We start from the raw sequence: 22,957 nt of genomic DNA, 5'->3' as shown, positions 1-22,957 counted from the left end.
CTAAAATACGCGTCCTTTAAGTGAGCAACCTTGCTCCTTAATCCTGATTTAAGCACATTTTTGTGCCACTACCGAATTGAACACGAGGCTATATTTCAATGAGCAAAAAGCTGCATATCAAAACCTGGGGTTGTCAGATGAACGAGTATGACTCTCAGAAAATGGCTGAACTTCTAGATGCTACCAACGGCTACCAGCTAACTGAAGATGCAACAGATGCCGACGTAATATTACTTAACACCTGTTCAATTCGTGAAAAAGCGCAAGAAAAAGTATTTCACCAATTAGGTCGTTGGAAATTATTAAAAGACGACAAGCCAGATTTAATTATTGGTGTTGGTGGTTGTGTTGCCTCACAAGAAGGTGACTCTATTCGCCAGCGTGCGCCATTTGTAGATGTAATTTTTGGCCCACAAACGCTACACCGTTTACCAGAAATGATTAAGCAAGTGCAAGGCGATAAAGGCTCATCGGTTGTTGATATTTCATTCCCAGAGATTGAAAAGTTTGACCGTTTACCAGAGCCAAAAGCTGAAGGCCCTTCAGCATTTGTATCAATTATGGAAGGGTGTTCTAAGTACTGTACTTTTTGTGTTGTACCTTACACTCGTGGTGAAGAAGTTAGCCGCCCAGTAGATGACGTACTACTAGAAGTAGCACAACTTGCAGAGCAAGGCGTACGTGAAGTAAATCTTTTAGGTCAAAACGTAAACGCATACCGTGGTGATACTCACGATGGCGACATTTGCTACTTCTCAGATTTAATTCGTTTGATCGCCGCCATTGATGGTATTGACCGTATTCGTTACACCACATCGCACCCTGTAGAGTTTACGCCGGATATTATCGACGTATACGCTGATGTGCCAGAGCTTGTCGATCACTTACACTTACCAGTACAAAGTGGTTCAGATCGTATTCTTAATTTAATGAAGCGCGGCCACACAGCAATTGAATACAAATCAACTATTCGTAAGTTACGTAAAATTCGCCCTAACTTAAGCATGTCGTCAGATTTCATTATTGGTTTCCCAGGTGAAAGCAAAACAGACTTTGAAGCCACAATGAACCTAATTAACGATATTGGTTTTGATATGAGCTTTAGCTTTATTTACAGTGCACGCCCGGGTACACCAGCAGCTGACTTGCCAGATGACGTAACAGAGCAAGAGAAAAAAGAACGCTTATACCTACTACAAAACCGTATTACACAAATGGCGCAACAAATTAGCCGCCAAATGTTTGATACAGAGCAACGTATTTTAGTTGAAGGTCCTTCTAAAAAGAACCCAATGGAATTACGTGGCCGTACCGAAAATAACCGTGTAGTTAACTTTGTTGGCCCACACACTGTGATCGGACAGTTTGTTGATGTACGTATTACCGAGGCACTACCAAACTCTTTACGTGGTGACTTAATTCGTACAGAATCAGAAATGAACTTACGACGTGAAGTTGCGCCTTCAGCTATTTTAACTAAAGCCGCAAGCATTGAACCAAAAGTCGAAACAACAAACGAAATTGGTGTAGCTACTTTCGTACCTTAGTTGCATAAATTCATTGCGCCAGTTAACACTGGCGCACCCGAATAGGAAGTAATTTTGAGTAATCAGTTAAAAACGTTAGAGATTTATTTAGAACCTGCCGACAACAAACGCCTTTCTTCTTTATGTGGCCCGTTTGACGAAAACATCAAACAAATTGAGCGCCGCCTTGGTGTTGAAATTATCCACCGCGACAACTTTTTTAAAGTAACAGGAAAACTGCACTCAAGCGCTGCAGCCGTAGAGATCCTAAAAGACTTATACGTGAGTACTCAACCTGTTCGTGGTGAAATTGGTGAAATAGAGCCCGACAACGTACATTTAGCCATTACCGAATCAAAAGCCCTAGAGCAAGATGTACCACAAAGTGCTTACGGCAAAGAAATGTACATTAAAACCCGCCGTGGCGTAATTAAACCGCGCAACGACAACCAAGGTTTATATGTAGCTAACATTTTACATCACGATATTACCTTTGGTATTGGCCCCGCTGGTACTGGTAAAACATACCTTGCAGTCGCCGCTGCAGTAGATGCACTAGAGCGTCAAGAAATTCGCCGAATATTACTTACTCGACCAGCAGTAGAAGCCGGTGAAAAGTTAGGCTTTTTACCAGGCGACTTAAGCCAAAAAGTAGACCCATACCTGCGCCCTCTTTACGACGCGTTATTTGAAATGCTGGGTTTTGAAAAAGTAGAAAAACTAATCGAAAAACACATTATTGAAATTGCACCACTTGCTTACATGCGTGGTCGTACACTAAATGATGCGTTTATTATTTTAGATGAAAGCCAAAACACCACCGCCGAGCAAATGAAAATGTTTTTAACCCGTATAGGCTTTAACTCTAAAGCGGTTATTACGGGCGATATAACACAAGTAGATTTACCTCGTGGTGCACGTTCAGGCCTTCGCCACGCAATAGAAGTACTCGACGGCGTTGAAGAAATTAGCTTTAACTACTTTAAATCACACGACATAGTACGCCATCCTGTGGTTGGCCGCATTGTAGAAGCCTACGAGCGCAACGACGAAAATGAGCGACTTAAGCGTATAGAAAAGCAAAAAGCCAAAGATTTATTGGCCGCTCAACAGCAACCTTCTACTAAAGAGTAATACCGTGAGCACCGAACTTGATTTACAAATAGCGTGTGAGTTTGACAACCTCCCAAGCGAAGCGCAATTTGCACTGTGGGCCGACAAAGCCCTAAGCCAATACCGTGATGAGTCTGAGCTCAGCATTGTAATAAGCGACGAAGCGCAATCGCAGCAGCTAAATAACGATTACCGCGGTAAAAATAAACCAACCAACGTACTCTCATTTGAATTTGAAGCGCCACCAGGAATAGACATTCCTCTTGTGGGCGATTTAATTATTTGCCCAGCCATTGTTTTGGCTGAAGCAATTGAGCAAGAGAAGTCATTTCATGACCACTTTGCTCATATGGTTATTCATGGATGCTTGCATTTACTTGGATTTGACCATATAAAGAGTGAGGACGCACTCGAGATGGAAAGTATAGAAAAGCAATTACTTGGCGAGCTAAACATAGCCGACCCATACCGAGACGATATTTAAATTAACGGAGCAATTAGACGCAATGAGCGACGATAACTCGCAATCTAGCCAGGGTTCTTCTGGCAAAACGTGGATGGGCCGCATAGCCCAAATGTTGCAAGGGGAACCCCAGAATAGAGAAGAGCTGGTTGAAGTAATAGCCGATGCGCAAGAGCGTGACGTAATAGATCCAGAAACTAAAGAGATGATTGAAGGTGTGCTTGGCGTGTCTAAGCTTAAAGTGCGTGACATAATGATCCCGCGCTCACAAATGATCACTCTTGAGGTAGATAGCCCATTAGAAGAACTCATCCCAATGATGGTCGACTCAACTCACTCACGCTTTCCGGTAGTGTGTGAAGACAAAGACCACGTAGAGGGGATATTGCTCGCTAAAGATTTGCTACCGCTTATTTTAAATAAAGACGAGCACCTACCATCACTGCGCGATTATTTACGCCCAGCTATGGTAGTCCCAGAGAGTAAACGCGTAGATACCCTATTAAACGAATTTCGTCAGCAACGCTACCACATGGCTATTGTTATTGACGAATACGGCGGTGTATCGGGCCTTGTAACAATCGAAGACATTCTTGAAATAATCGTTGGCGAAATCGAAGATGAGCACGACGAAGAAGAAGATCAACAAGATATTCGACAGCTTGCTAAGCACGTATACGTAGTACAAGCGCTTACCCCTGTAGATGACTTTAACGAGTACTTTAAAACAGGTTACAGCACCGACGAAGCCGACACCATTGGCGGCACTGTATTACACGCATTTGGCCATATGCCAAGTCGCGGTGAAACAATAGACATAGAAGGTTACCAGTTTAAAGTAACCAACTCTGACAATCGTCGTATCTTACAACTGCAAGTCACCGTACCTAAGGTTGATGAAAACGACAGTGAAGACTCTGCTAACTAAACTCACCCTGTTAGCAAAAGATAAAAAAGCATGGCTCGCACTTATTGCGGGCCTAGTTTTAACTTTTGGCTACGCCCCTTTTCAAATTTGGCCCATCGTATTTTTTAGCCTTGCCGCCATTATTTTTTGCATTAACCCAAACAACACAGGTAAAGCACACGCTAAAACGGCCGCTAAATATGGTTTTATATTTGGTTTAGGCTGGTTTGGTGCTGGTATAAGTTGGGTGCATGTATCAATAGCCACTTTTGGTGGCATGCCACTTATTGCCTCACTTTCATTAATGGCATTTTTATGCGCGTACTTAGCATTATTCCCGGCGCTTGCGTTTTGGGCAGCGACTCGCTTTGCAAGTGGCCCTAAAAGCTTTGGTGCATTACTAATAGTAAGCGTTGCAATGAGTGAATATTTACGCGGTACCGTATTAACAGGCTTTCCTTGGTTAAGCTTTGGTTATACGCAAACTGATGGCCCGCTTAGAATACTTGCCCCCTACATTGGCGAATTTGGCTTAACCCTTACCTGCGCAGCCATTGCTTTTGCACTTTATAGGCTTACTCAAAAAGATTTCAAAACGCCATTAGCAACCGCCGCTGCTTTTGTAATACTTGTTGTTAGCGCATTAAATACAGGCTCAGATCAGTATTCAGGTAAACACATGTCAACATTACTTGTGCAAGGTAATATAAAACAGCACCTGCGCTTTGAGCCAAGTGAGTTTTGGACCACTATGAGCAAGTACCAAGACCTAACACGCCCGCATTGGGATGCCGACTTGATTGTATGGCCTGAAGCCGCAGTGCCCGAAATAGAAATGCTGGCCGACACCTACTTAGCCAATTTAGACAAAGCAGCATCGTTTAATAAAACCGCCCTTGTAACCGGTATTGTTGACTATCAACTAGACACTAAAACCATTTACAACACCCTTATTGTGGTCGGTAATAAAGAGCGCAACGACGAGCAGGGCCACTATCGATATTTAGGTAAAAACCGCTATCGTAAACATCAGCTACTCCCTATTGGCGAATTTGTGCCATTTCAAGATATATTGCGACCAATAGCACCACTGTTTGATTTACCTATGTCGTCGTTTACCCGTGGTGATAAAGTACAAAACAACTTACGTGCCAATGGTTTTAACCTGCTACCCGCTATTTGCTACGAAATAGTATTTGCCGATTTAGTACGCGGTAACTACAAAAGCGACTCAGACCTACTTTTTACCGTAAGTAACGACGCGTGGTTTGGTGACTCTATTGGGCCATTGCAACACATGCAAATAGCTCGCATGCGCGCATTAGAACTACAACGCCCGCTGGTACGTGTTACCAACAATGGCGTAAGCGCCGTATACGACCCAATAAGCCACACACAACAAACTATGCCACAGTTTGAAGCTGCTACCATGAAAGCCGATATAAAGCTTATACAAGGCGACAGCGTGTACAGCCAATACGGAAACATGTTTGTATGGGGATTTGTGTTGTTGCTGGGAGTTGGTGGGTTTGGGGTTAGCCTCAAGCCACAAAAATAGGAATAGTTCAGTCAATTTATTACTGGCATTATTCGAAAATTAAAATACTTAATTTCATTGTCACTTTCCAAAAGCAAGTCATTTAAGAGTTCAGTTAATTATTTAGCTTTTCAAAAAATGAGCTTTTATCTAGTTCTTTTATTAATATCTCAAATATTTCATATAAATTTACGTCATCACTATCTAAACCTGTTAACAATAGGAACTCTGAGGATTTATAAATAACTCGAGGGATTTCTAATACCAACTCAATAAAGGCATCTCTATCATAATAAGGTGCCCAGTAGTCATGTTTAGTTTTAAATGGCTGAATATTTATGAAAGATAATAATTTTAAGCAAGCCCACTCTGCTGAAAAGCTATCTTTATTAGTCAATTCAAAAGAAATTATTTGTGACTTACTTAGTACATGATGAAATAGCTCTTCTCGATCGACTGAATATTCTAAATATTCAATGCTGTTACTTGAAAACAACAAATCATATAATCCCATAGCATTTACATCTATAGCGTCACTTTGATCTAAGATGCTTAATTTCACACCTTCTAACTTTATCCAGTTCTCGAATTGAGTTCTATGCTCAAAATAATGCTGAAAGGTTTGGTTTTTTCTAGCTAACAGGAAATTACTCTCATTTTGTGAAATTGAAATAGCACTTTGCTTCGAACTATGAAAGCGCCCAACCATAACACCTAGTATTATAGAAATTGATGCGATACCTAAAGGAAGTGAAAAAGCTGTCAAAAAGTATTTATACCCCTTCACGCTAATTTCAAAATTAAGTTCAGGTATCAATAAAACAGCCAATAATAGTGATAAACTAAGTGGTGTTAAAGTTGCCCACCAAAATATGACATTTTCATGTAGAGATTTCTTTGGGTATATTGAAAAATCAAAGTAGTTCAAAATTTAATTCCTTCTATAATTAGGCTTCCTGCTTTCGCTTTCCTACGTTCTTTTATTAAGAGAAAGGCTTTAACTTTGGAAATAAACAACTAGATAAAAGCATTTAAGAAGCTTAATTTTTCCAAGTGACAGCCCCTATTACTTAGTTCGGGACGCTAACTTTTTATATATTGCATCTTTATCGCGTTTACTAATTGCCAGTACATAAACCACAACTTCGTCATCAATAACTTCGTAAGCTAGGCGATACCCTGCCGTGCGCAATTTTATTTTGTAAACATTATCAAAGCCTCGCAACTTGGATGCAGGTACATGCGGGTTACCTAAGCGCTCAGTAAGTTTCTTTTTAAACTGGCTTTTGAGTGGTGGCGCAAGTTTCTCCCACTCCTTTAAGGCTGCAGGTAAAAACTTTAACTTATAAGTCATCTATACTAACTTCAACCGCTTGAGATAAATCGCCTCTGCGGCTCTCAACAACTTTCGTTAGTTCATAATCATCTAATTGCTCCATTAGTAGCTCATACATTTGTGCAGGCACTAAGTAAGCTGCAGGCTTGTTATGATTTAATATGGCTATTGCTGCGCCATCTGCTTCATTTAAAAGCGCTGTTGGGTTTTTTTTAAGCTCTGAAATACTTGCTGAACAATCAGCTAAAACTTGTCTCATAAAACACCTATAAAGAACTAAATTAAGACCTTATTTTAGCCCTTTTTTTATTTAAAGCTATATATTTTATAATTGCTTATTTTCTAACTAGTTTTAACAGTCTCTTCTACCGTTTTCACATTTACAACTTGGTTCACACTGCCCTGAATAACCACTGTCGCTGATATTTTATCTTGAATAGCTTGCCTGTTTGGGTCCCAATACACTTGCAAAAAGCCTAATAAGCCCGTGGCAAAACCAGCTCCATAGCCGCCGTAGCGCCCAAAGCAATCTAATAAACCTAGTGGCTCACCGCTTAGTGCTACTACGCGAATATTACATACTTTTTTACCCGGCGTTTGTCCGCGCCATAATAACGAGAACAACGTAAAGTATACGGCAGCCCAACCAAAGCCAAGGCCTAGGTCTTGAATAATACCTTTGCCCCACTGCAAAATGCTGGTGACAAGTTTGCTTTTCTTGCTTTTAGTGTCTGCTTTTTCAACTATATTGCTTTCATCTGAAGCTTCGCCCGAAATGCTCTTTAGCTCTGTATCATTATTTTTAAAATCATCTGCCGCTATAGGCTCATCATCAATAGCCATTAACTGCAATAACGTGCGCGTAACTTCAATCCCGCCAACGTCTTCAATTTCAGCAAGCGCTGGTAATTGGCCAACTAAATTAGCATGAGCAACGCTTTGGCAAACATCATCGCAGTTTTTATCATCGTCTGTTTGCGCCAAATACGTGCGTATTATTGATTTTTCATGCTCACTTAACTCATCGTTTTTCTGAGTTTTTTCTATTTGTATACCTTGAATAGCGTTATCGTCTTCAAAAAAATCTATCGCTAATGAGAGCACGGTGAGTGCGCTTACAAACAAAAAGCTCGCTGCAAAAAGTTTTAGAGCTCTGCGCCAAAACGATGACATTTTTGGCAGGTATTGCTGCGCAGTGCCTTTATAAAAAGCCATCGCAGCTACAAATGCAATTAAAGTCGCGCTTAGCTTAGCGGCCATAAATATCAAAGTGACATCTATAATCATCGCCATTGCACGTTTAATAGGGGTAGCTAAAGGTATGCCTAATAATGCTTGGTCAATTTTAAAGGCATGTGGGGTGATCACGTCTTTAGTTTCAGAGTCCGATAATGCTAATTGTTCTATTTCTTTGGCTTTCATTTTTATATTTGTTATTAAAATGGGGAACCCATTTAACTTACGCGCTTTTTATTTTTAGCTCAAGTTAAAGGCTCTACAAATGAAGAGATAAACAACGAGCTCACTATTAAAACGCCAGTGAAGTCTGATAAGTCAGAAGTAATTAGCCAAAATACAACGGGGACCAAGCGCTTAGAAAAGTTTAATGGCAAATGTTATTTAATAGACATAGCAACCGTATTTGGCAGTAACGGTTTGCCTCAAGGTAGCGGCAAACCCTGCCCTGAAGATAAAACAGATAAAGAAATCATGTTTGAAAAAATAATGAAGAAATGGAGCCGTAAAAATAATTAGCTTTAATAAGTGAACAAATAATACATTCAGCCGTATTGATAATTTAAAGCTATTAGGAACAGCCATGACCACTTTGCAGCTCTCATCACTTTTTGTATTTAATGCGTTATTTTTAACGACGCATGCTAATGCCAATCAAAATTGGTATGTAGTAAACGACTCCGTAATGGGCGGTGTATCTAATAGCCAAGTGAGCCAAACTGCTACAAGTTTAATATTTAAAGGGAATGTATCACTTGAAAACAACGGCGGTTTCGCATCAATACGTACCGAACTTGACACCCAAGGTCAAAATTCTAAAAGCATAACGCTACGCATTAAAGGTGATGGAAAAACCTATCAGCTAAGACTTAGAACATCCGACTACCTTGATGGGCCAGCCTATACGCACTCATTTAACACAACTAAAAACGAATGGATGGATATTCACTTTACTCAACGTGATTTTACGTTAACTTTTCGTGGCCGCGTGCTTGAGCAACAAGCAACTATTAATTTTAATGACATTAAACAACTGGGCTTTTTAATTGCAGACAAACAAGAGGGTGAATTCAAACTTGAGGTGAGCAAAATCGAGTTTAAAAGCTAACCTATAAGCCCTGCGCCTTTAAATTGTATAGCTATCGCCTTGTCTTTTTATTTCGCTGATAACCAGCTCAATCATTTGCTGCTTTATCGCAGCTTGCTCTGATTTTAATTCCCCGAGTTGTAGCTCAAGCCTATCTATTTGATCTTGCTGTTGTGTGTTTTTATATTTTTTTACACCTAGGTGATCAGCATCTAAAGCTGAATTTGCATCACTTTTATTTAGCTCATTGGCGCTACTATTTAATGATAAACTTCGCTGAACTGGGCTTTGCTTAAGTTTGTTAATTTGCTCTTGTAATGCAACAATTTGACCTGTGAAATGTTTATATACTTTTTCTAAATTTTTATACTGATTGCCAAACGTTGCGTTATCTTCGCTGTATTTTTGTGCTTTAGTATCTAAAAACTTTGATAACACATAGTTTGGTTCTTCCTCACTCTCTTGCTCGGTAAGTTGTTTATCTGACTGCTTCAGAGGCTGAGAGTTATTACTAAGTACTTTATAGGAAATGGGAGACGGTGAAATATTCATTACTTTATCCCTAAAATAGTGTGTCGCTATTATAGGTATCGACCTATTAATAAAATCCTTGAGTAAATTTTATTGTTAGCCAATAGCAAAAAGCCCCACTTTATTAAAGTGAGGCTTTAGTAGTTTATTACTAAAAACTTATGATTCTATTGCTAATAATTCTACTTCAAAAATAAGCAGTGATGCAGGGGGTATGCTCCCTACTCGCTTTTCACCGTAGGCGAGTTGGTGCGGTACATAAAAAATGTATTTATCACCTGGGCTCATAAGTTGTAAGCCTTCGGTCCAACCTTTAATTACTTGATGTAAACCAAAGCTAATTGGCGTTTTACGCTCTACTGAGCTGTCAAATACAGTGCCGTCGATTAATGTACCGTGGTAGTGCACGTTAACCATGCTGGTTGGGCTAGGTGTATTTTCACTTTCGCCTTTATGCAGAATTTTGTACTGTAAGCCAGAGCTGGTTTCTATTACGCCCTCAACTTGGGCATTAGCTACTAGGTAGTCAGCTTCAATTTGTGCATTTATACCTGCTTGTTGCTTTGCTTTTTTACTATTTTGAAATATTAAAAAACAAAATATAGCGATGATCACCGCTAAAATTATATTGATCATTTAGTGTTTTTCCTCATCAAGCTCTGCATCTTTGTCGTCTTCGCTATCGCCATTAACTATATCGGCAATATCTTTTAAACGCGCTAAAGCAATGCCGTTTACAGAATCCTCTGGGTATTCGCCATCAATAATATTGCCAGCTTCAATATCCATTAATAAGTTAAGTGCTTGGTCTACCGTTTCTACGGCGTAAATATTAAATTTACCGCGCTCTACGGCATCAAGTATTTCGTCATCAAGTACTAAGTTAACTTGGTTCGATTTTGGAATAATAACGCCCTGCTCGCCTGTTAAGCCGCGCATTTTACACAGCTTAAAAAAGCCTTCTATTTTCTCGTTTACACCACCAATGGCTTGCACATCACCATGTTGGTTAATAGAGCCCGTAAGCGCGATTGATTGGCTAATTGGTAAACTAGTAATGGCTGATATAAGCGCACATAACTCAGCAAGTGATGCACTATCGCCATCTATGTAGCCATAGCTTTGCTCAATGGCTATGTTGGCGCTTAGCGTTAAACTAAAGTGCTGCGCGTATTTGTTACCTAAATAACCGGTAAGTAGCATTACCCCTTTTGAGTGAATAGCTTTACCAAGCTCGGCTTCTCGCTCTACATCTATTACGCCATCGGCGCCTGCATATACGGTAGCGGTTATACGTGCTGGTGTGCCAAACGAGGTATCGCCAATGTGCAGCACTGTTAAGCCATTTACTTTACCAATTGCTTGGCCTTGTGTGGCAATAAGCGTGTGGCCTTCTTTTATATCGCTTAGCATATTTTCGCTAATTTGGCCGGTGCGATACTGCTTGCCTTCAATAGCTTCATCAATATGATGCGCGTCAACTAGCGTTTGATTATCTTGTTTGGCGTAGTAACTTGCCTCTGCTACAAGCTCAAGTACATCAGCAAAACGCGCTGATAACTTATTATGATGCTCTGCTTGGCGGTAGCTAAACTTAAGTAAACGCACCATAGCGGCTTGCGTTGTTGTGCACTTTAAAGTTTGCTCACAATACTGCGTTACTTTAGTAATAAACTGGTACTGTAGTTTATCGCTACTTGGCAAGTAATAGTCAAAGTCGGCAAGTACTCTAAATAGTTCAGCAAATTCTTCGTCGTACTCACCTATGGTGTAGTAAAGCTCACGAGAGCCTAATAAAATAATTTTTACATCAAGCGGTATCAGCTGCGGGCGAAGTGTAAAACTACTGCCAACTGAGCTGTCTTGGTACGGTAAATCGTTTTTAATTTGGTGTGTTTTAAGCGACAGCTTTAAACCATCCCACACTTGTGGGTTAGCCATGACTTTTTCGGCGTCCATAATTAAGTAACCACCATTAGCACGATGCAAAGCCCCTGGCTGAATTGAGCGGTAACTTGTTATAAGTGAGCCTTGCGAAGTTGAATACTCAATTTTACCAAATATATTGCCAAAGGTTGGGTTTGGCTCATATACCACTGGTGCTGCATCGTCTTCTTTAAACTCAACTAAAATGTTAGGTGCAAAAAAGTCGGTAAGCATGCCTTTGCGGTCAAAGTCTTCTTTGCTTTCTTCGCTTTCGTCTTCGTCGTCAAGCCACTCAAGTACCGCATCAATAATTTCTACGCGTATATCTTTTAGGTAACGCAGTACACCAATGTGGGTAGCGTATTTGTGTTCTAAATCTTTTAACAGCGGTTTTGTAGCTTGCTCTGCGGTCGACTTTTTAAGATTACGTTGTTTTTCTTTTGATTCGCGCTTCCAACGAGGTAATTCAATGAGCGCTTCTATTAACGCATCTTCTAGCTTTTCTATTTTTTCAAAAAACTCTTCGCGTAAATTGTCTTCAAGTTCTGCAAATTCGTTATCACTTAATTGCTTGCCATCAACAAGTGGTGCAAAACCTACCGAGTTTTTTTCTTCAACTAATGCTACGCTTTGCTCAAATGCAGCAATTTCTACAGCGGTAATAGCGCTGTCGTAGGCGTCGTTAAATTCACGGTCGATAGATTTCTTTTTACGTTGGTATGCCGGGTTGTCAAACGCTGCCGGAAAAGTATCAAGCACTTCATCTAAAAACGAGTCTATGTCGTCGCTTAACTGTTTGCTTTGCCCTGCTTGCATAAATAGCGCAATAGGCTCGCGGTGGTCGTCGTAATTATTTACGTATAACCATTCGTTTGGCGTTGGGCGGTCTTTGGCGTGTTGTTTAAGTTTATCTTTTACAAGCGTAAAACGACCATGTGCAGCTTCGCCCATTACATAAACATTGTAACCGGGCAATTCCATTCCTAATGAAAAGTCCAGGGCACTTTGGGCACGTTGCTGCCCTATAAAAGTAAGTTGCTCTGGGTATGGATTGCTCATACACGTGCTTACGTGATTAGTAGAAATACTCGGTGCGAGCTGTGAAACAGATAGTGGCAGCAATTTTTTCGTCATTCTAACTTCTTTTTTTACCAACATATTCGCTGGCTTTTGGGCGTATTAAGTGGCCTACAAGCCACTTAATACATATATTTAGGGTTGTAATGCCTTACGGCTAAAATAGATCCCATCACATTCAATACACGGAGTAATTTGTGTAGCGTGATAAATATCAAAACTATGGGTGCAATTCTTACATACTAATGTGCCCATGGCTATCCATTCGCCCACGTGATACACACCATTGTGCTTTAAATCCTGACTAAGGGATTGCCATTCAAGTTGGGTTTTGTCTTCTATGTGCGAAAGCTCAAACCACAACGACTCTTTAAGTTCTTGCCACGCAAGCGAATTATAGTGTGATTCGTTTTCTTGAACATGTTCTATGTCACGCTGCAAATAGCTTTTGTATAAAGCGTATCTTTCTTGGCCTAAGTCTTTAAGTGCTTGCTCAGATTCAACAAATCGAGTGACCGCGTCTTTTACTTCATGATCTTTTACATCTTTTAGCCAATGAGTTAAATCGCTAAGCCATGTTTTATAATCTGCCATTTTATACTCCATCAAAATCAAGGGCGTGTTAGCCATTAACATAGATAAGTATAGGTTAACCTGAACTGAAAGTTAGATTTTAACAAAACCGTATTTATACGCTGTGATTAGGCGTTTATTTGGGGTATCCTATCGGCAATTTTTTATTAGTTTGCAAGAAGTCTGGAATCATAGATGCAAGAGCAATATAACCCGCAAGACATAGAGTCAAAAGTCCAAAGTTACTGGGAAGAAAACCAGGTATTTAAAGTCACCGAAGATGAGAGCAAAGAAAAGTATTACTGTCTTTCTATGTTCCCATACCCGAGTGGTCGACTGCATATGGGTCATGTACGTAACTACACCATTGGTGATGTTGTTTCTCGTTTCCAGCGCCTGCAAGGCAAAAACGTAATGCAACCTATGGGTTGGGATGCGTTTGGTTTACCTGCAGAAAACGCTGCTATTAAAAACAAAACAGCCCCTGCAAAGTGGACTTACGAAAACATTGATTACATGCGCAACCAACTTAAGCAATTAGGCTTTGGTTACGACTGGGATCGCGAAATTGCAACCTGTCACCCAGAGTACTACAAATGGGAGCAGTGGTTTTTCACTAAGCTTTACGAAAAAGGCCTAGTGTATAAAAAAATGTCTACGGTTAACTGGGATCCGGTTGATCAAACTGTACTAGCAAACGAGCAAGTAATTGACGGCCGTGGTTGGCGTTCAGGTGCTGTGGTTGAGCAAAAAGAAATCCCGCAGTGGTTTATTAAAATAACCGACTACGCACAAGAGCTTTTAGACGATTTAGACAAGTTAGAAGATTGGCCTGAGCAAGTTAAAACCATGCAGCGCAACTGGATTGGTCGCTCTGAAGGGTTAGACATTGAGTTTACGCGTACCGATAACAACGAAAAGTTTAGCGTATACACTACTCGCCCAGATACATTTATGGGTGTAACATACCTTGCTGTTGCCGGTGGCCACCCTATTGCACAAGAAGCCGCTAAAAACAGCGATGCGATTGCAATGTTTGTTGAAGAATGCAAAAACACCAAAGTAGCCGAAGCAGACATGGCAACAATGGAGAAAAAAGGCATTGCAACAGGCTTTTACGCAACTCACCCATTAACGGGCGAGCAAGTGCCTATTTGGGTAGCTAACTTTGTACTTATGCATTACGGCTCTGGCGCGGTAATGGCAGTACCTGCACACGACCAACGTGACTATGAATTTGCAACCGCTTACGGCCTTGACATAAAACAAGTTATTGCACCGGTTGAAGGCTCTGAGCTTGAAGTAAACCTAAAAGAAGAAGCATTCACCGAAAAAGGTGTATTAGTTAATTCTGGCGAGTTTGACGGCCTTGATTTTGAAGGCGCGTTTAACGCTGTTGCCGACAAACTAGAAGCGCTAGGTGTGGGTGAGCGTAAAGTAAACTTCCGTCTACGTGATTGGGGTGTTAGCCGCCAGCGTTACTGGGGTTCACCAATCCCAATGCTTAGCGATGAAGACGGCCAAGAACTTGCTGCAACAGAAGATATGCTACCCGTTCGCTTACCAGAAGACGTGGTAATGAATGGTGTTACATCGCCAATTAAAGCAGACCCAGAGTGGGCTAAAACAACAGTAAATGGTGTACCTGCTACACACGAGACTGATACCTTCGATACTTTTATGGAATCGTCTTGGTATTACGCGCGTTACTGTAGCCCACGTTACGACGAAGGCATGTTAGACCCTGCTGCCGCAAACTACTGGTTACCTGTAAACCAATACATTGGTGGTATTGAGCACGCAATTTTACACTTATTATACTCACGCTTTTTCCATAAATTATTACGTGACTTTGGTTTAGTCGATTCAGACGAGCCGTTTGATCGCCTACTTTGTCAAGGTATGGTACTTGCCGAAACGTTTTATCGTAAAGATGAAAAAGGCGGCGATGTATGGATTTCGCCAAGCGATGTAAATACCGAAACCGACGAGAAAGGCCGCGTAACTAAAGCATGGCACAAAGAAGATGGTGAGCCAGTATTCTCATCAGGCATGAGTAAAATGTCTAAGTCTAAAAACAACGGGATAGACCCACAACAAGTAATTGCCCAATACGGTGCAGATACTGTGCGTTTATTCATGATGTTTACTGCACCACCAGAGCAAACTCTTGAATGGTCAGACTCAGGCGTAGAAGGCGCACACCGCTTCTTAAAACGTGTATGGAAATACGCAGTAGACGTTAAAACAGTTGGTTACCAAGCACTTGATAAATCGGCGCTTACTAACCCGCAAAAAGTACTTCGTCGTGAACTACATAAAGCCATTGCTAAAGTGAGCGATGATGTTGAGCGTCGTCAAACGTTTAACACCGCTATTGCTGCCATTATGGAGCTGTCTAATAAGTTATTAAAAGCACCATTAAACGACACGCAAGACGTTGCTATTGCTAACGAAGCGCTTGAAGCATTAATTATTATGCTTGCACCAATTACACCGCATTTATCGCATGAGCTTTGGAAAGAGCTTGGTAAAGAAGGTGAAATTTTAGATGCTGCATGGCCAAAAGTTGACGAGTCTGCCCTTGTTGAAGATGAAAAACTCATCATCGTGCAAGTAAATGGTAAACTTCGCGCTAAACTAACTGTGCAAGCAGATGCAACGCAAGAGCAAGTAGAAGCGCTAGCATTTGCAGAAGCTAACGTAACTAAATTTACTGATGGCGCAACCATTCGTAAAATTATTTATGTACCAGGCAAACTTCTTAACGTGGTAGCTAACTAAATGGTTAGCTTTAACGCCCTTAAAAACACATTAGCCTTAGTGCTAATGTGTTTTGTGTTATCTAGCTGTGGCTTTCACTTAAAAAAAGCCTCTAGCCTGCCTGATAACCTAAAAACGCTCACGCTTAAAGGAGATGACGAAAAATCGACTTTATTTGCAGCTCTTAAAAATGAGCTAAAAGCGAGTAATGTTGAACTAAAACCGTCAGCCAAAGATATTGCACAGCTATACCTTCGTAAAGAAAGCATTGAACGTCAAACCCTGTCGTTGTTTCAAAATGGTCAGGTTGCTGAATACGAACTTGCTTATGGCGTAACTTACATCGTTAAACGCCCAGGCGAAAAAGCCATTGAAAAACGCTTTGAGCTTTATCGTAACTACCAAGATGACCCTGATCACGCATTAGCTAAAGCAAAAGAACTTGAGCTTCTTATTAGCGAAATTCGTGAACAAGCAAGTCGTCGTATTGTTAGAGAGCTGTCACAACTATAATGCGCTGTTACGCTAATCAGTTAACCAGTGAATTAAAAAAAGGCTTAAAACCCTTTTATTTAGTGTTTGGCGAAGAGCCCTTTCAAGAAGCGCAATGCGTACAACAAATTCGAGATGCCGCCAAAGCCCAAGGCTTTGATGAAGTAATTAAGTTTACTTTAATGCAAGGGTTTGATTGGCAAGAAATTACAGCTCAATATCAAAGCATGTCTTTGTTTAGTGCACGCACTATTATTGAGCTTGATTTAAACCAACAAAAGCCAGGCGTAGTTGGCAGCAACACCTTCAAAAAAGTTATTGAGCTAATAAATCCCGACACACTATTAATTATTAAAGGTGCTAAAGCCAGCCAAGAAGTACAACGCGGCGCATGGTTTAAAGCCTTAGATAAACACGGTGTATTTGTACCCTGTTATCCGCTTGCTGGTAGTCATTTAAAACGCTGGTTAGATGATCAAGTTAATCGCCTGTCTCTTAATATGCAAAACGATGCAAAGGTTAGCTTAATTAACGCCACAGAAGGTAATTTGTTAGCGTGTTTTCAGGAGCTAGAAAAGCTTTCGTTGTTACACGGTAACGCTTTAATAACCCAGCAACTGGTAATGCAAGGCCTGCTTAATCAAGCCAAGTTTGATATTTTTGATTTAAGCGATGCTCTTTTAAATGGGCATGCTAAACAAGCGATTAAAGTACTTAACAAATTAGCCAGCGACAATACCGAAGTGGTGAGTATTTTATGGGCTATAAATAAAGAACTTAACACTTTAATGAGTGTGCAGCTTGGGCTATTAAACGGCGAACCTATTGCTAACTTATTTAAGCAAAAAGCAATTTGGAAAAACCAACAAGGCCCGGTACAAAACGCCATAAACCGATTAAACATCCAAACCCTTGAACATATCAGTAGCGAGCTTGCGTTGTTTGATTCAAGCTACAAGCAAGGTAATTTAATTGCACCATACCAAGCGCTTGCTCATATTTGCATTAAATTTTGCCAGCCGCTTGATATTCCTATGCCTTGCCACGCACTTAGCTAATTAAGATACTTAAAATGATTGCAATTTTTGGTGGCACCTTTGACCCCGTGCATTTAGGCCACATAAATATGGCCAAACAATGTGTAAAAGCATTTAATTTAAACACCTTATACTTTATGCCTTGTGCTTTACCTGCACATAAAACCGCACCGGGTATTAGCACCGAGCACCGTATAAATATGCTCAGTGCGGCTATTGCTCCTTATTCATTTTTTCAACTTGATTTAAGAGAGCTAAATCGAAGCGGCCCGTCGTATACGTTATTAAGCTTGCAAGAAATAAGAGCTGAGCACCCAACTACACCAATTATCTTTTTAATTGGTATGGACTCATTTAATAACCTTGATAAATGGTACGAATGGCAAGCCATAACACAGCTTTGCCATATTGTTGTTTACGAGCGCCCTGAGCAAACAGTTAACCCTTCTGAGCAACTCAAAAGCTATATGCAACACGCGCAAGTAAATAAGGCGCACGCACTTGAGCAAGCCCCAGCAGGTAAACTTTATTTTTTACCTGGGGATATGTTCGACGCTGCTTCAAGCGTGATTCGTGAGCAACTAAAAAAAACCAATAAAAAGAATGAACTATTACCTAACTCCGTAAGTCATTACATTGAGCAACACCAGCTTTATCAAAGTGATGATTAAAACCCCTTAGCGTGTTAAAATGCGCGCTATTAAATTTAATATTGAGACAAAACCTTGGATTCGAAACAACTTCTTGCCTTTGCACTAGATAAAATAGACGATATGAAAGCACGTGACATAGTTCATATTGACGTAAGTAACTCATCAGACATCACAGATTTTATGATTGTGTGTTCTGGTACTTCTAAACGTCACGTTTTATCAATTGCTGATCATTTAGCAAAAGAAGCTCGTCATGCAGATGCAGAGCCTCTAGGTTATGAAGGCCAAAGCGATGGTGAATGGGCGCTTGTTGATTTAGGTGATGTGGTTGTACACGTGATGCAAGACCAAGCACGTAGCTATTACGATCTAGAAAAACTGTGGGGCTAAACTCCACTATTTTTTAATTGAGCTTGGAAGTAATACGTGAAAATACAAATGATTGCTGTTGGTACAAAAATGCCAGCATGGGTAGAAACCGGATTTACAGAATACCAGCGCCGTTTCCCTAGAGATATGGCACTAGAACTGATAGAAATTCCGGCAGGCAAACGTGGTAAAAATGCTGATATAAAACGTATTTTGCACATTGAGGGAGAAAAAACCTTAGCCGCTATTCCTAAAGGCAATCGGATTGTTACACTGGAAGTGACAGGTAAACCACTTGATACCCACCAGCTTGCAAAAAGTATGGAAAAATGGCAACTCGATGGCCGCGATGTAAGTTTGCTTATTGGCGGACCAGAAGGACTTGCTCCAGAGTGCATTGCTGCCTCGGAGCAAAAATGGTCGTTATCTAATTTAACATTACCGCACCCTTTGGTGCGCATTATTGTTGCAGAAAGCCTCTATCGTGGCTGGAGCTTAAATAACAATCATCCTTATCATCGCGAGTAAACCTTGCCATGTTGAAACAAAGACCCACTATTCGTGACCACTCAGCAGAGGCAAATTTATTTGCACGGCGTGCATTTGTGGGTTTTGTATTTGTATTAGGTTTAGTAGCTATTTTGCTTTCAAACCTATATACCATTCAGGTAGAAGACCACCAAGATTACCAAACCCGCTCTAACGACAACCGCATTAAAGTAATTCCTATAGCTCCAAACCGTGGCCTTATTTACGATAGAAACGGTGTACTTCTGGCCGAAAACAAACCCGTGTATAACCTTGAGGTTATTCCTGAAGAGGTGGACGATTTAGCCGAGTCACTTGAGCAAGTTAGCAAAATAATTACCATTACTGATCAACAAAAAGAAGACTTTTTAAAAGACATAAAGCACACTCGCCGCTTTAAATCGCAAGTACTTAAAACTCGTTTAAACGAGTCTGATGTTGCTAAGTTTTCGGTTAATCAGCATAAATTCCCTGGCTTTAGTATTGAAGCCCGCCTAGCCCGTTATTACCCTTACGGCGATACACTCACCCATGCGCTAGGTTATGTAGCCAAACTAAACCGTAAAGAGCTCAATAAGCTTGAGCAAGAAGACCAAGCAACTAACTACCGTGCTACGCACGACATTGGTAAACTCGGTATAGAAAAATATTACGAACAACTTTTACATGGTCAAGTTGGCTCACAGCGTGTTGAGGTAAATAACCGTGGCCGTGTAATTCGCACACTAAGTATGACCCCACCACAACCGGGTAGCGATATAGTACTTACCCTTGATATTGGCTTACAACAAATTGCTCAGCACTCTTTAAAAGATATGCGTGGTGCAATTGTGGTTATGGATGCAAAAGATGGCGGTGTACTGGCGCTGTACTCAAACCCAAGCTATGACCCTAATTTATTTGTACACGGTATTAGCAGCAAAGATTATAAAGCATTGCTTAACCCTGACCGTCCTTTAATAAACCGTACTACACAAGGACGATACGCACCGGCCTCTACAGTAAAACCTCACATGGCCATACTCGCGCTTGAGGAAAACATAGTGACAGAGTCAACGTCGGTGTGGGATCCGGGCTTTTTTCAAATTCCTAATGTGGATCACAAATGGCGTGACTGGAAACGCTGGGGACACGGCCATGTTGACGTCTACAAAGCGATTGAAGAGTCGTGCGATACTTACTTTTACGATGCAGCCTATCGCCTAGGTATTACAAAAATTAGTAACTTTATGGCGCGTTTTGGCTTTGGGGATCTATCGGGAATAGATATACACGAAGAGACCACAGCAATACTGCCTTCAAAAGAATGGAAAGAAGGCCGCTTTAAAGAGTCTTGGTGGCGCGGGGATACAATTTCTGTAGGCATTGGACAAGGCTACTGGACAGCTACCCCCATCCAAATAGCAAACGCGACCAATATTTTAGTTAATAAAGGCATAAACCACCCGCCACATTTAGCCCAAGTGGCTAAAAAAGAAGATCAAGTTACACAAATTAATGGCGAAGAAAAACCACCTGTCGTATTAAGTAACCCAGATAATTGGCGTATCGCGCTTGATGCTATGCACAACACCGTTAAAAAGGTAACAGGTACGGCTCACCGTGCATTTAAAGGCGCTAATTACGACCCTGCTGGTAAAACTGGCACGGCTCAAGTGGTTAGTATTGCCCAAGGTGAACGTTACGATGCAAAATCACTAAAAGAGCGTCAACGAGATAACGCTATATACATTGGTTTTGCTCCGTATGACGATCCTAAAATTGTCGTATCTATTGTGGTAGAAAACACCGGTGGTGGTAGTTCAGTAGGGGCCCCTATTGCGCGCCAATTAATGGACTACTATTTTGCAGCTAACCCTATTGAGCCTGCAGGGAAACAACAATAATGACTGCATTACACGATAAACGCTCTATTTGGATGCGTATGCACCTCGATTTGCCATTACTCATTGCTTTATTAGTTATGATGGCTGGTAGCATTAGCATTGTTTACAGTGCCAGCGGCCAAGATACCGCAATGATGATTCGCCACATGACTCGTATGGGCGGCGCAATAATTGGCATGGTAATACTTGCCCAGTTTTCACCTGCTACGCTCAAGCGTTTAGTTATTCCGCTTTATTGCGTAGGCTTACTTATGTTGGTTGGCGTGCTTTTATTTGGCGTAAGCTCCAAAGGTGCACAGCGCTGGTTAAATCTAGGGATCACCCGATTTCAGCCATCAGAATTAATGAAGCTCGCGGTCCCTATGATGGTTGCTTGGTATATAGGACGTAATAACTTACCACCTCGCCCGCTGCATTTAATTATTGGCTTTGTAATAGTTATGTTGCCTACGCTATTAATAAAAGAGCAACCCGATTTAGGAACCTCAATATTAATTGCAAGTTCTGGGGTTTTTGTATTGTTTTTATCGGGCTTGAGCTGGCGTTTAATTGGCTTTTTAAGCTCTGTAGTGGGGCTCGCTGCTTGGCCGTTTTGGCATTACGGTATGCACGATTATCAAAAACAGCGCGTACTAACCTTTTTAGACCCTGAGAGCGACCCGCTTGGCTCGGGGTATCATATTATTCAATCTAAAATAGCTATTGGTTCGGGTGGTATAGAGGGCAAAGGCTGGTTGCAAGGTACACAATCACAGCTCGAGTTTTTACCAGAGCGCCATACCGATTTTATATTTTCGGTTTTAAGCGAAGAGTTTGGGTTATTTGGTGTATGTGTACTACTCAGCCTGTACTTATTTATTATTGGCCGAGGTTTATACATTGCTGTAAACGCGCAAGATGCATTTGGTAAGTTATTAGCCGGCGCCCTAACGCTCACATTTTTTGTTTATATTTTTGTAAATATTGGCATGGTTTCGGGCTTGCTGCCTGTTGTAGGTGTACCGCTTCCACTAATTAGTTATGGCGGCACATCAATGGTGACGTTAATGGCCGGATTTGGCATTATTATGTCGATTGCGACAGATAAAAGGATGCTTTTAAAATAATGCGACATTCAACTAAGCTTTTATTTATTACATCATTAATGCTGGCTTTGAGTGCATGTAGTAGTGGCCCTAGTAGCCGCTACAGTATGCGCCATGACGCAGCCCCACTTAGAGCCCCTACAACTCTTGAGATGCAAGATGCGGTTGTAACACAAGTAACAAAAAGTGCCAGTGCGAGTCGCCCTTATGAGGTCTTGGGTAAGCGATACAGCCCAATGCTCGATGAAACAGGCTATGAAGAAGAAGGGGTTGCATCGTGGTATGGCCGAAAATTTCATGGCTATCACACTTCAAATGGCGAAACATACGACATGTTTGCCATGACTGCGGCTCATAAAACATTGCCACTACCGAGCTTTGTGCGAGTAACAAACACTGCTAATGGCAAATCAGTTATAGTACGTGTTAATGACCGTGGCCCGTTTCATGATGATAGAATTATAGATTTATCTTACGCAGCTGCTTACAAACTTGGCTACTACAACCATGGTACAGCCAAGGTTAAGCTAGAGGCTATTACGCTTGCAGGATCAGCTGCGCGACAAACGTATATTCAAGTAGCGGCAGGTAGCACACTTGCTAATATAGAAGCGCTTGCCAGCACACTACGCGCACAATATAAATTACCAACAAATATCGTGCAGAAAGACGCTATTTACAGGTTGCATTTAGGGCCAATTAAAGACTCCCAACATGCTGACCAGGTATTAAAAAAATTAAAACAAAATCAATTTCAAAACGCGTTCTTGCTTTACACTCAGTAAGACCTTTAGAATGGCATAACGCGAATTTTTAACTTTAACCATTAATG

General features: G+C 41.0%; 24 protein-coding genes. 16 read left to right on the top strand and 8 right to left on the bottom strand.

Annotated features, from left to right (window positions below):
* Nucleotides 1-98 precede the first annotated feature (98 nt).
* The 5 genes from miaB to lnt are packed head-to-tail and all read left to right on the top strand — an operon-like array spanning nt 99 to nt 5,567.
* Nucleotides 99-1,547, top strand: a complete 1,449-nt coding sequence (gene miaB / locus J8L73_RS03785; RefSeq protein WP_210999947.1) for a tRNA (N6-isopentenyl adenosine(37)-C2)-methylthiotransferase MiaB — start codon at nt 99-101, stop codon at nt 1,545-1,547.
* Between the two features lie 54 nt (nt 1,548-1,601).
* A complete protein-coding gene (locus tag J8L73_RS03780; protein ID WP_138683547.1) occupies nt 1,602-2,660 on the top strand; it encodes a PhoH family protein in 1,059 nt (352 codons plus the stop codon).
* Nucleotides 2,661-2,664: 4 nt separating this feature from the next.
* Nucleotides 2,665-3,123: an rRNA maturation RNase YbeY gene (ybeY, locus tag J8L73_RS03775; RefSeq protein ID WP_104642303.1), complete on the top strand. Its 459-nt coding sequence runs from the start codon at nt 2,665-2,667 to the stop codon at nt 3,121-3,123.
* A gap of 22 nt (nt 3,124-3,145) precedes the next feature.
* Nucleotides 3,146-4,030 carry a CNNM family magnesium/cobalt transport protein CorC gene (gene corC, locus J8L73_RS03770; protein ID WP_058547447.1) on the top strand — a complete coding sequence of 295 codons (885 nt, stop codon included), beginning with the start codon at nt 3,146-3,148 and terminating at the stop codon, nt 4,028-4,030.
* Nucleotides 4,011-5,567: an apolipoprotein N-acyltransferase gene (gene lnt / locus J8L73_RS03765; protein ID WP_211014901.1), complete on the top strand. Its 1,557-nt coding sequence runs from the start codon at nt 4,011-4,013 to the stop codon at nt 5,565-5,567. Before corC ends, lnt begins: the two co-directional genes overlap by 20 nt.
* A gap of 94 nt (nt 5,568-5,661) precedes the next feature.
* Here lnt and J8L73_RS03760 read toward each other — a convergent pair whose 3' ends face one another.
* The 4 genes from J8L73_RS03760 to J8L73_RS03745 all read right to left on the bottom strand — a co-directional run bounded on the left by J8L73_RS03760 (nt 5,662) and on the right by J8L73_RS03745 (nt 8,304).
* Nucleotides 5,662-6,474, bottom strand: coding sequence for a hypothetical protein (locus J8L73_RS03760; RefSeq protein WP_211014899.1), 813 nt, complete (start codon nt 6,472-6,474; stop codon nt 5,662-5,664).
* Between the two features lie 138 nt (nt 6,475-6,612).
* Nucleotides 6,613-6,900, bottom strand: coding sequence for a type II toxin-antitoxin system RelE/ParE family toxin (locus J8L73_RS03755; RefSeq protein ID WP_211014897.1), 288 nt, complete (start codon nt 6,898-6,900; stop codon nt 6,613-6,615).
* Nucleotides 6,890-7,141, bottom strand: a complete 252-nt coding sequence (locus J8L73_RS03750) for a type II toxin-antitoxin system Phd/YefM family antitoxin (protein ID WP_121955460.1) — start codon at nt 7,139-7,141, stop codon at nt 6,890-6,892. Before J8L73_RS03750 ends, J8L73_RS03755 begins: the two co-directional genes overlap by 11 nt.
* 83 nt (nt 7,142-7,224) lie before the next feature.
* The gene (locus J8L73_RS03745; RefSeq protein WP_211014895.1) at nt 7,225-8,304 is read right to left on the bottom strand and encodes an RDD family protein; all 1,080 of its coding nucleotides are present in this window, start codon (nt 8,302-8,304) and stop codon (nt 7,225-7,227) included.
* A 117-nt stretch (nt 8,305-8,421) separates the two neighbouring features.
* Here J8L73_RS03745 and J8L73_RS03740 point away from each other — a divergent pair, with 117 nt between their 5' ends.
* Nucleotides 8,422-8,637, top strand: a complete 216-nt coding sequence (locus J8L73_RS03740) for a hypothetical protein (RefSeq protein ID WP_247659556.1) — start codon at nt 8,422-8,424, stop codon at nt 8,635-8,637.
* 64 nt (nt 8,638-8,701) lie between these two features.
* Nucleotides 8,702-9,226 (top strand): CIA30 family protein, encoded by a 525-nt coding sequence (locus J8L73_RS03735; RefSeq protein WP_211014893.1) that lies wholly within the window; start codon nt 8,702-8,704, stop codon nt 9,224-9,226.
* Nucleotides 9,227-9,244: 18 nt separating this feature from the next.
* Here the strand turns inward: J8L73_RS03735 and J8L73_RS03730 are convergent, their stop codons facing one another.
* The 4 genes from J8L73_RS03730 to J8L73_RS03715 all read right to left on the bottom strand — a co-directional run bounded on the left by J8L73_RS03730 (nt 9,245) and on the right by J8L73_RS03715 (nt 13,333).
* Nucleotides 9,245-9,757, bottom strand: a complete 513-nt coding sequence (locus J8L73_RS03730; RefSeq protein WP_211014891.1) for a hypothetical protein — start codon at nt 9,755-9,757, stop codon at nt 9,245-9,247.
* A 138-nt stretch (nt 9,758-9,895) separates the two neighbouring features.
* The gene (locus J8L73_RS03725) at nt 9,896-10,372 is read right to left on the bottom strand and encodes an FKBP-type peptidyl-prolyl cis-trans isomerase (RefSeq protein WP_211014889.1); all 477 of its coding nucleotides are present in this window, start codon (nt 10,370-10,372) and stop codon (nt 9,896-9,898) included.
* Nucleotides 10,373-12,796 carry an ATP-binding protein gene (locus J8L73_RS03720; RefSeq protein ID WP_247659555.1) on the bottom strand — a complete coding sequence of 808 codons (2,424 nt, stop codon included), beginning with the start codon at nt 12,794-12,796 and terminating at the stop codon, nt 10,373-10,375.
* A 78-nt stretch (nt 12,797-12,874) separates the two neighbouring features.
* Nucleotides 12,875-13,333 (bottom strand): hypothetical protein, encoded by a 459-nt coding sequence (locus J8L73_RS03715; RefSeq protein ID WP_138683536.1) that lies wholly within the window; start codon nt 13,331-13,333, stop codon nt 12,875-12,877.
* 174 nt (nt 13,334-13,507) lie between these two features.
* Between J8L73_RS03715 and leuS the strand changes: the two genes are divergently transcribed.
* Genes leuS through J8L73_RS03670 form a run of 9 tightly spaced genes read left to right on the top strand, consistent with a single transcriptional unit; the run spans nt 13,508 to nt 22,910 of the window.
* Nucleotides 13,508-16,096 (top strand): leucine--tRNA ligase, encoded by a 2,589-nt coding sequence (gene leuS, locus J8L73_RS03710; RefSeq protein WP_211014885.1) that lies wholly within the window; start codon nt 13,508-13,510, stop codon nt 16,094-16,096.
* Nucleotides 16,097-16,588, top strand: a complete 492-nt coding sequence (gene lptE / locus J8L73_RS03705) for an LPS assembly lipoprotein LptE (protein WP_210999957.1) — start codon at nt 16,097-16,099, stop codon at nt 16,586-16,588.
* Nucleotides 16,588-17,625, top strand: coding sequence for a DNA polymerase III subunit delta (holA, locus tag J8L73_RS03700; RefSeq protein WP_211014882.1), 1,038 nt, complete (start codon nt 16,588-16,590; stop codon nt 17,623-17,625). Before lptE ends, holA begins: the two co-directional genes overlap by 1 nt.
* Before the next feature lie 14 nt (nt 17,626-17,639).
* Entirely contained in the window at nt 17,640-18,275 is a 636-nt protein-coding gene (gene nadD / locus J8L73_RS03695) for a nicotinate-nucleotide adenylyltransferase (protein WP_211014881.1), read from the top strand.
* A gap of 54 nt (nt 18,276-18,329) precedes the next feature.
* The gene (gene rsfS, locus J8L73_RS03690; protein ID WP_211014879.1) at nt 18,330-18,647 is read left to right on the top strand and encodes a ribosome silencing factor; all 318 of its coding nucleotides are present in this window, start codon (nt 18,330-18,332) and stop codon (nt 18,645-18,647) included.
* Between the two features lie 36 nt (nt 18,648-18,683).
* Complete coding sequence (gene rlmH, locus J8L73_RS03685) at nt 18,684-19,154, top strand: 23S rRNA (pseudouridine(1915)-N(3))-methyltransferase RlmH (RefSeq protein WP_058547433.1); 471 nt, start codon at nt 18,684-18,686, stop codon at nt 19,152-19,154.
* An 8-nt stretch (nt 19,155-19,162) separates the two neighbouring features.
* Entirely contained in the window at nt 19,163-21,040 is a 1,878-nt protein-coding gene (gene mrdA / locus J8L73_RS03680) for a penicillin-binding protein 2 (protein ID WP_211014877.1), read from the top strand.
* Nucleotides 21,040-22,146, top strand: a complete 1,107-nt coding sequence (gene rodA, locus J8L73_RS03675) for a rod shape-determining protein RodA (RefSeq protein WP_210999962.1) — start codon at nt 21,040-21,042, stop codon at nt 22,144-22,146. Before mrdA ends, rodA begins: the two co-directional genes overlap by 1 nt.
* Nucleotides 22,146-22,910, top strand: a complete 765-nt coding sequence (locus J8L73_RS03670) for a septal ring lytic transglycosylase RlpA family protein (RefSeq protein ID WP_211014875.1) — start codon at nt 22,146-22,148, stop codon at nt 22,908-22,910. The genes rodA and J8L73_RS03670 overlap by 1 nt, the downstream gene beginning before the upstream one ends.
* Nucleotides 22,911-22,957 lie beyond the last annotated feature (47 nt).

The sequence above is a fragment of the Pseudoalteromonas sp. MMG006 genome, from assembly GCF_018101025.1.
Lineage (GTDB): Bacteria > Pseudomonadota > Gammaproteobacteria > Enterobacterales > Alteromonadaceae > Pseudoalteromonas.
This window is presented reverse-complemented; position numbering and strand designations above follow the sequence as displayed.

Coding starts and splice junctions, on each gene's coding strand:
- miaB (WP_210999947.1), top strand. CDS start 99: ATGAGCAAAAAGCTGCATATCAAAACCTGGGGTTGTCAGATGAACGAG.
- corC (WP_058547447.1), top strand. CDS start 3,146: ATGAGCGACGATAACTCGCAATCTAGCCAGGGTTCTTCTGGCAAAACG.
- J8L73_RS03755 (WP_211014897.1), bottom strand. CDS start 6,900: ATGACTTATAAGTTAAAGTTTTTACCTGCAGCCTTAAAGGAGTGGGAG.
- J8L73_RS03750 (WP_121955460.1), bottom strand. CDS start 7,141: ATGAGACAAGTTTTAGCTGATTGTTCAGCAAGTATTTCAGAGCTTAAA.
- J8L73_RS03745 (WP_211014895.1), bottom strand. CDS start 8,304: ATGAAAGCCAAAGAAATAGAACAATTAGCATTATCGGACTCTGAAACT.
- J8L73_RS03735 (WP_211014893.1), top strand. CDS start 8,702: ATGACCACTTTGCAGCTCTCATCACTTTTTGTATTTAATGCGTTATTT.
- J8L73_RS03730 (WP_211014891.1), bottom strand. CDS start 9,757: ATGAATATTTCACCGTCTCCCATTTCCTATAAAGTACTTAGTAATAAC.
- J8L73_RS03725 (WP_211014889.1), bottom strand. CDS start 10,372: ATGATCAATATAATTTTAGCGGTGATCATCGCTATATTTTGTTTTTTA.
- J8L73_RS03720 (WP_247659555.1), bottom strand. CDS start 12,796: ATGACGAAAAAATTGCTGCCACTATCTGTTTCACAGCTCGCACCGAGT.
- J8L73_RS03715 (WP_138683536.1), bottom strand. CDS start 13,333: ATGGCAGATTATAAAACATGGCTTAGCGATTTAACTCATTGGCTAAAA.
- leuS (WP_211014885.1), top strand. CDS start 13,508: ATGCAAGAGCAATATAACCCGCAAGACATAGAGTCAAAAGTCCAAAGT.
- lptE (WP_210999957.1), top strand. CDS start 16,097: ATGGTTAGCTTTAACGCCCTTAAAAACACATTAGCCTTAGTGCTAATG.
- holA (WP_211014882.1), top strand. CDS start 16,588: ATGCGCTGTTACGCTAATCAGTTAACCAGTGAATTAAAAAAAGGCTTA.
- nadD (WP_211014881.1), top strand. CDS start 17,640: ATGATTGCAATTTTTGGTGGCACCTTTGACCCCGTGCATTTAGGCCAC.
- mrdA (WP_211014877.1), top strand. CDS start 19,163: ATGTTGAAACAAAGACCCACTATTCGTGACCACTCAGCAGAGGCAAAT.
- rodA (WP_210999962.1), top strand. CDS start 21,040: ATGACTGCATTACACGATAAACGCTCTATTTGGATGCGTATGCACCTC.
- J8L73_RS03670 (WP_211014875.1), top strand. CDS start 22,146: ATGCGACATTCAACTAAGCTTTTATTTATTACATCATTAATGCTGGCT.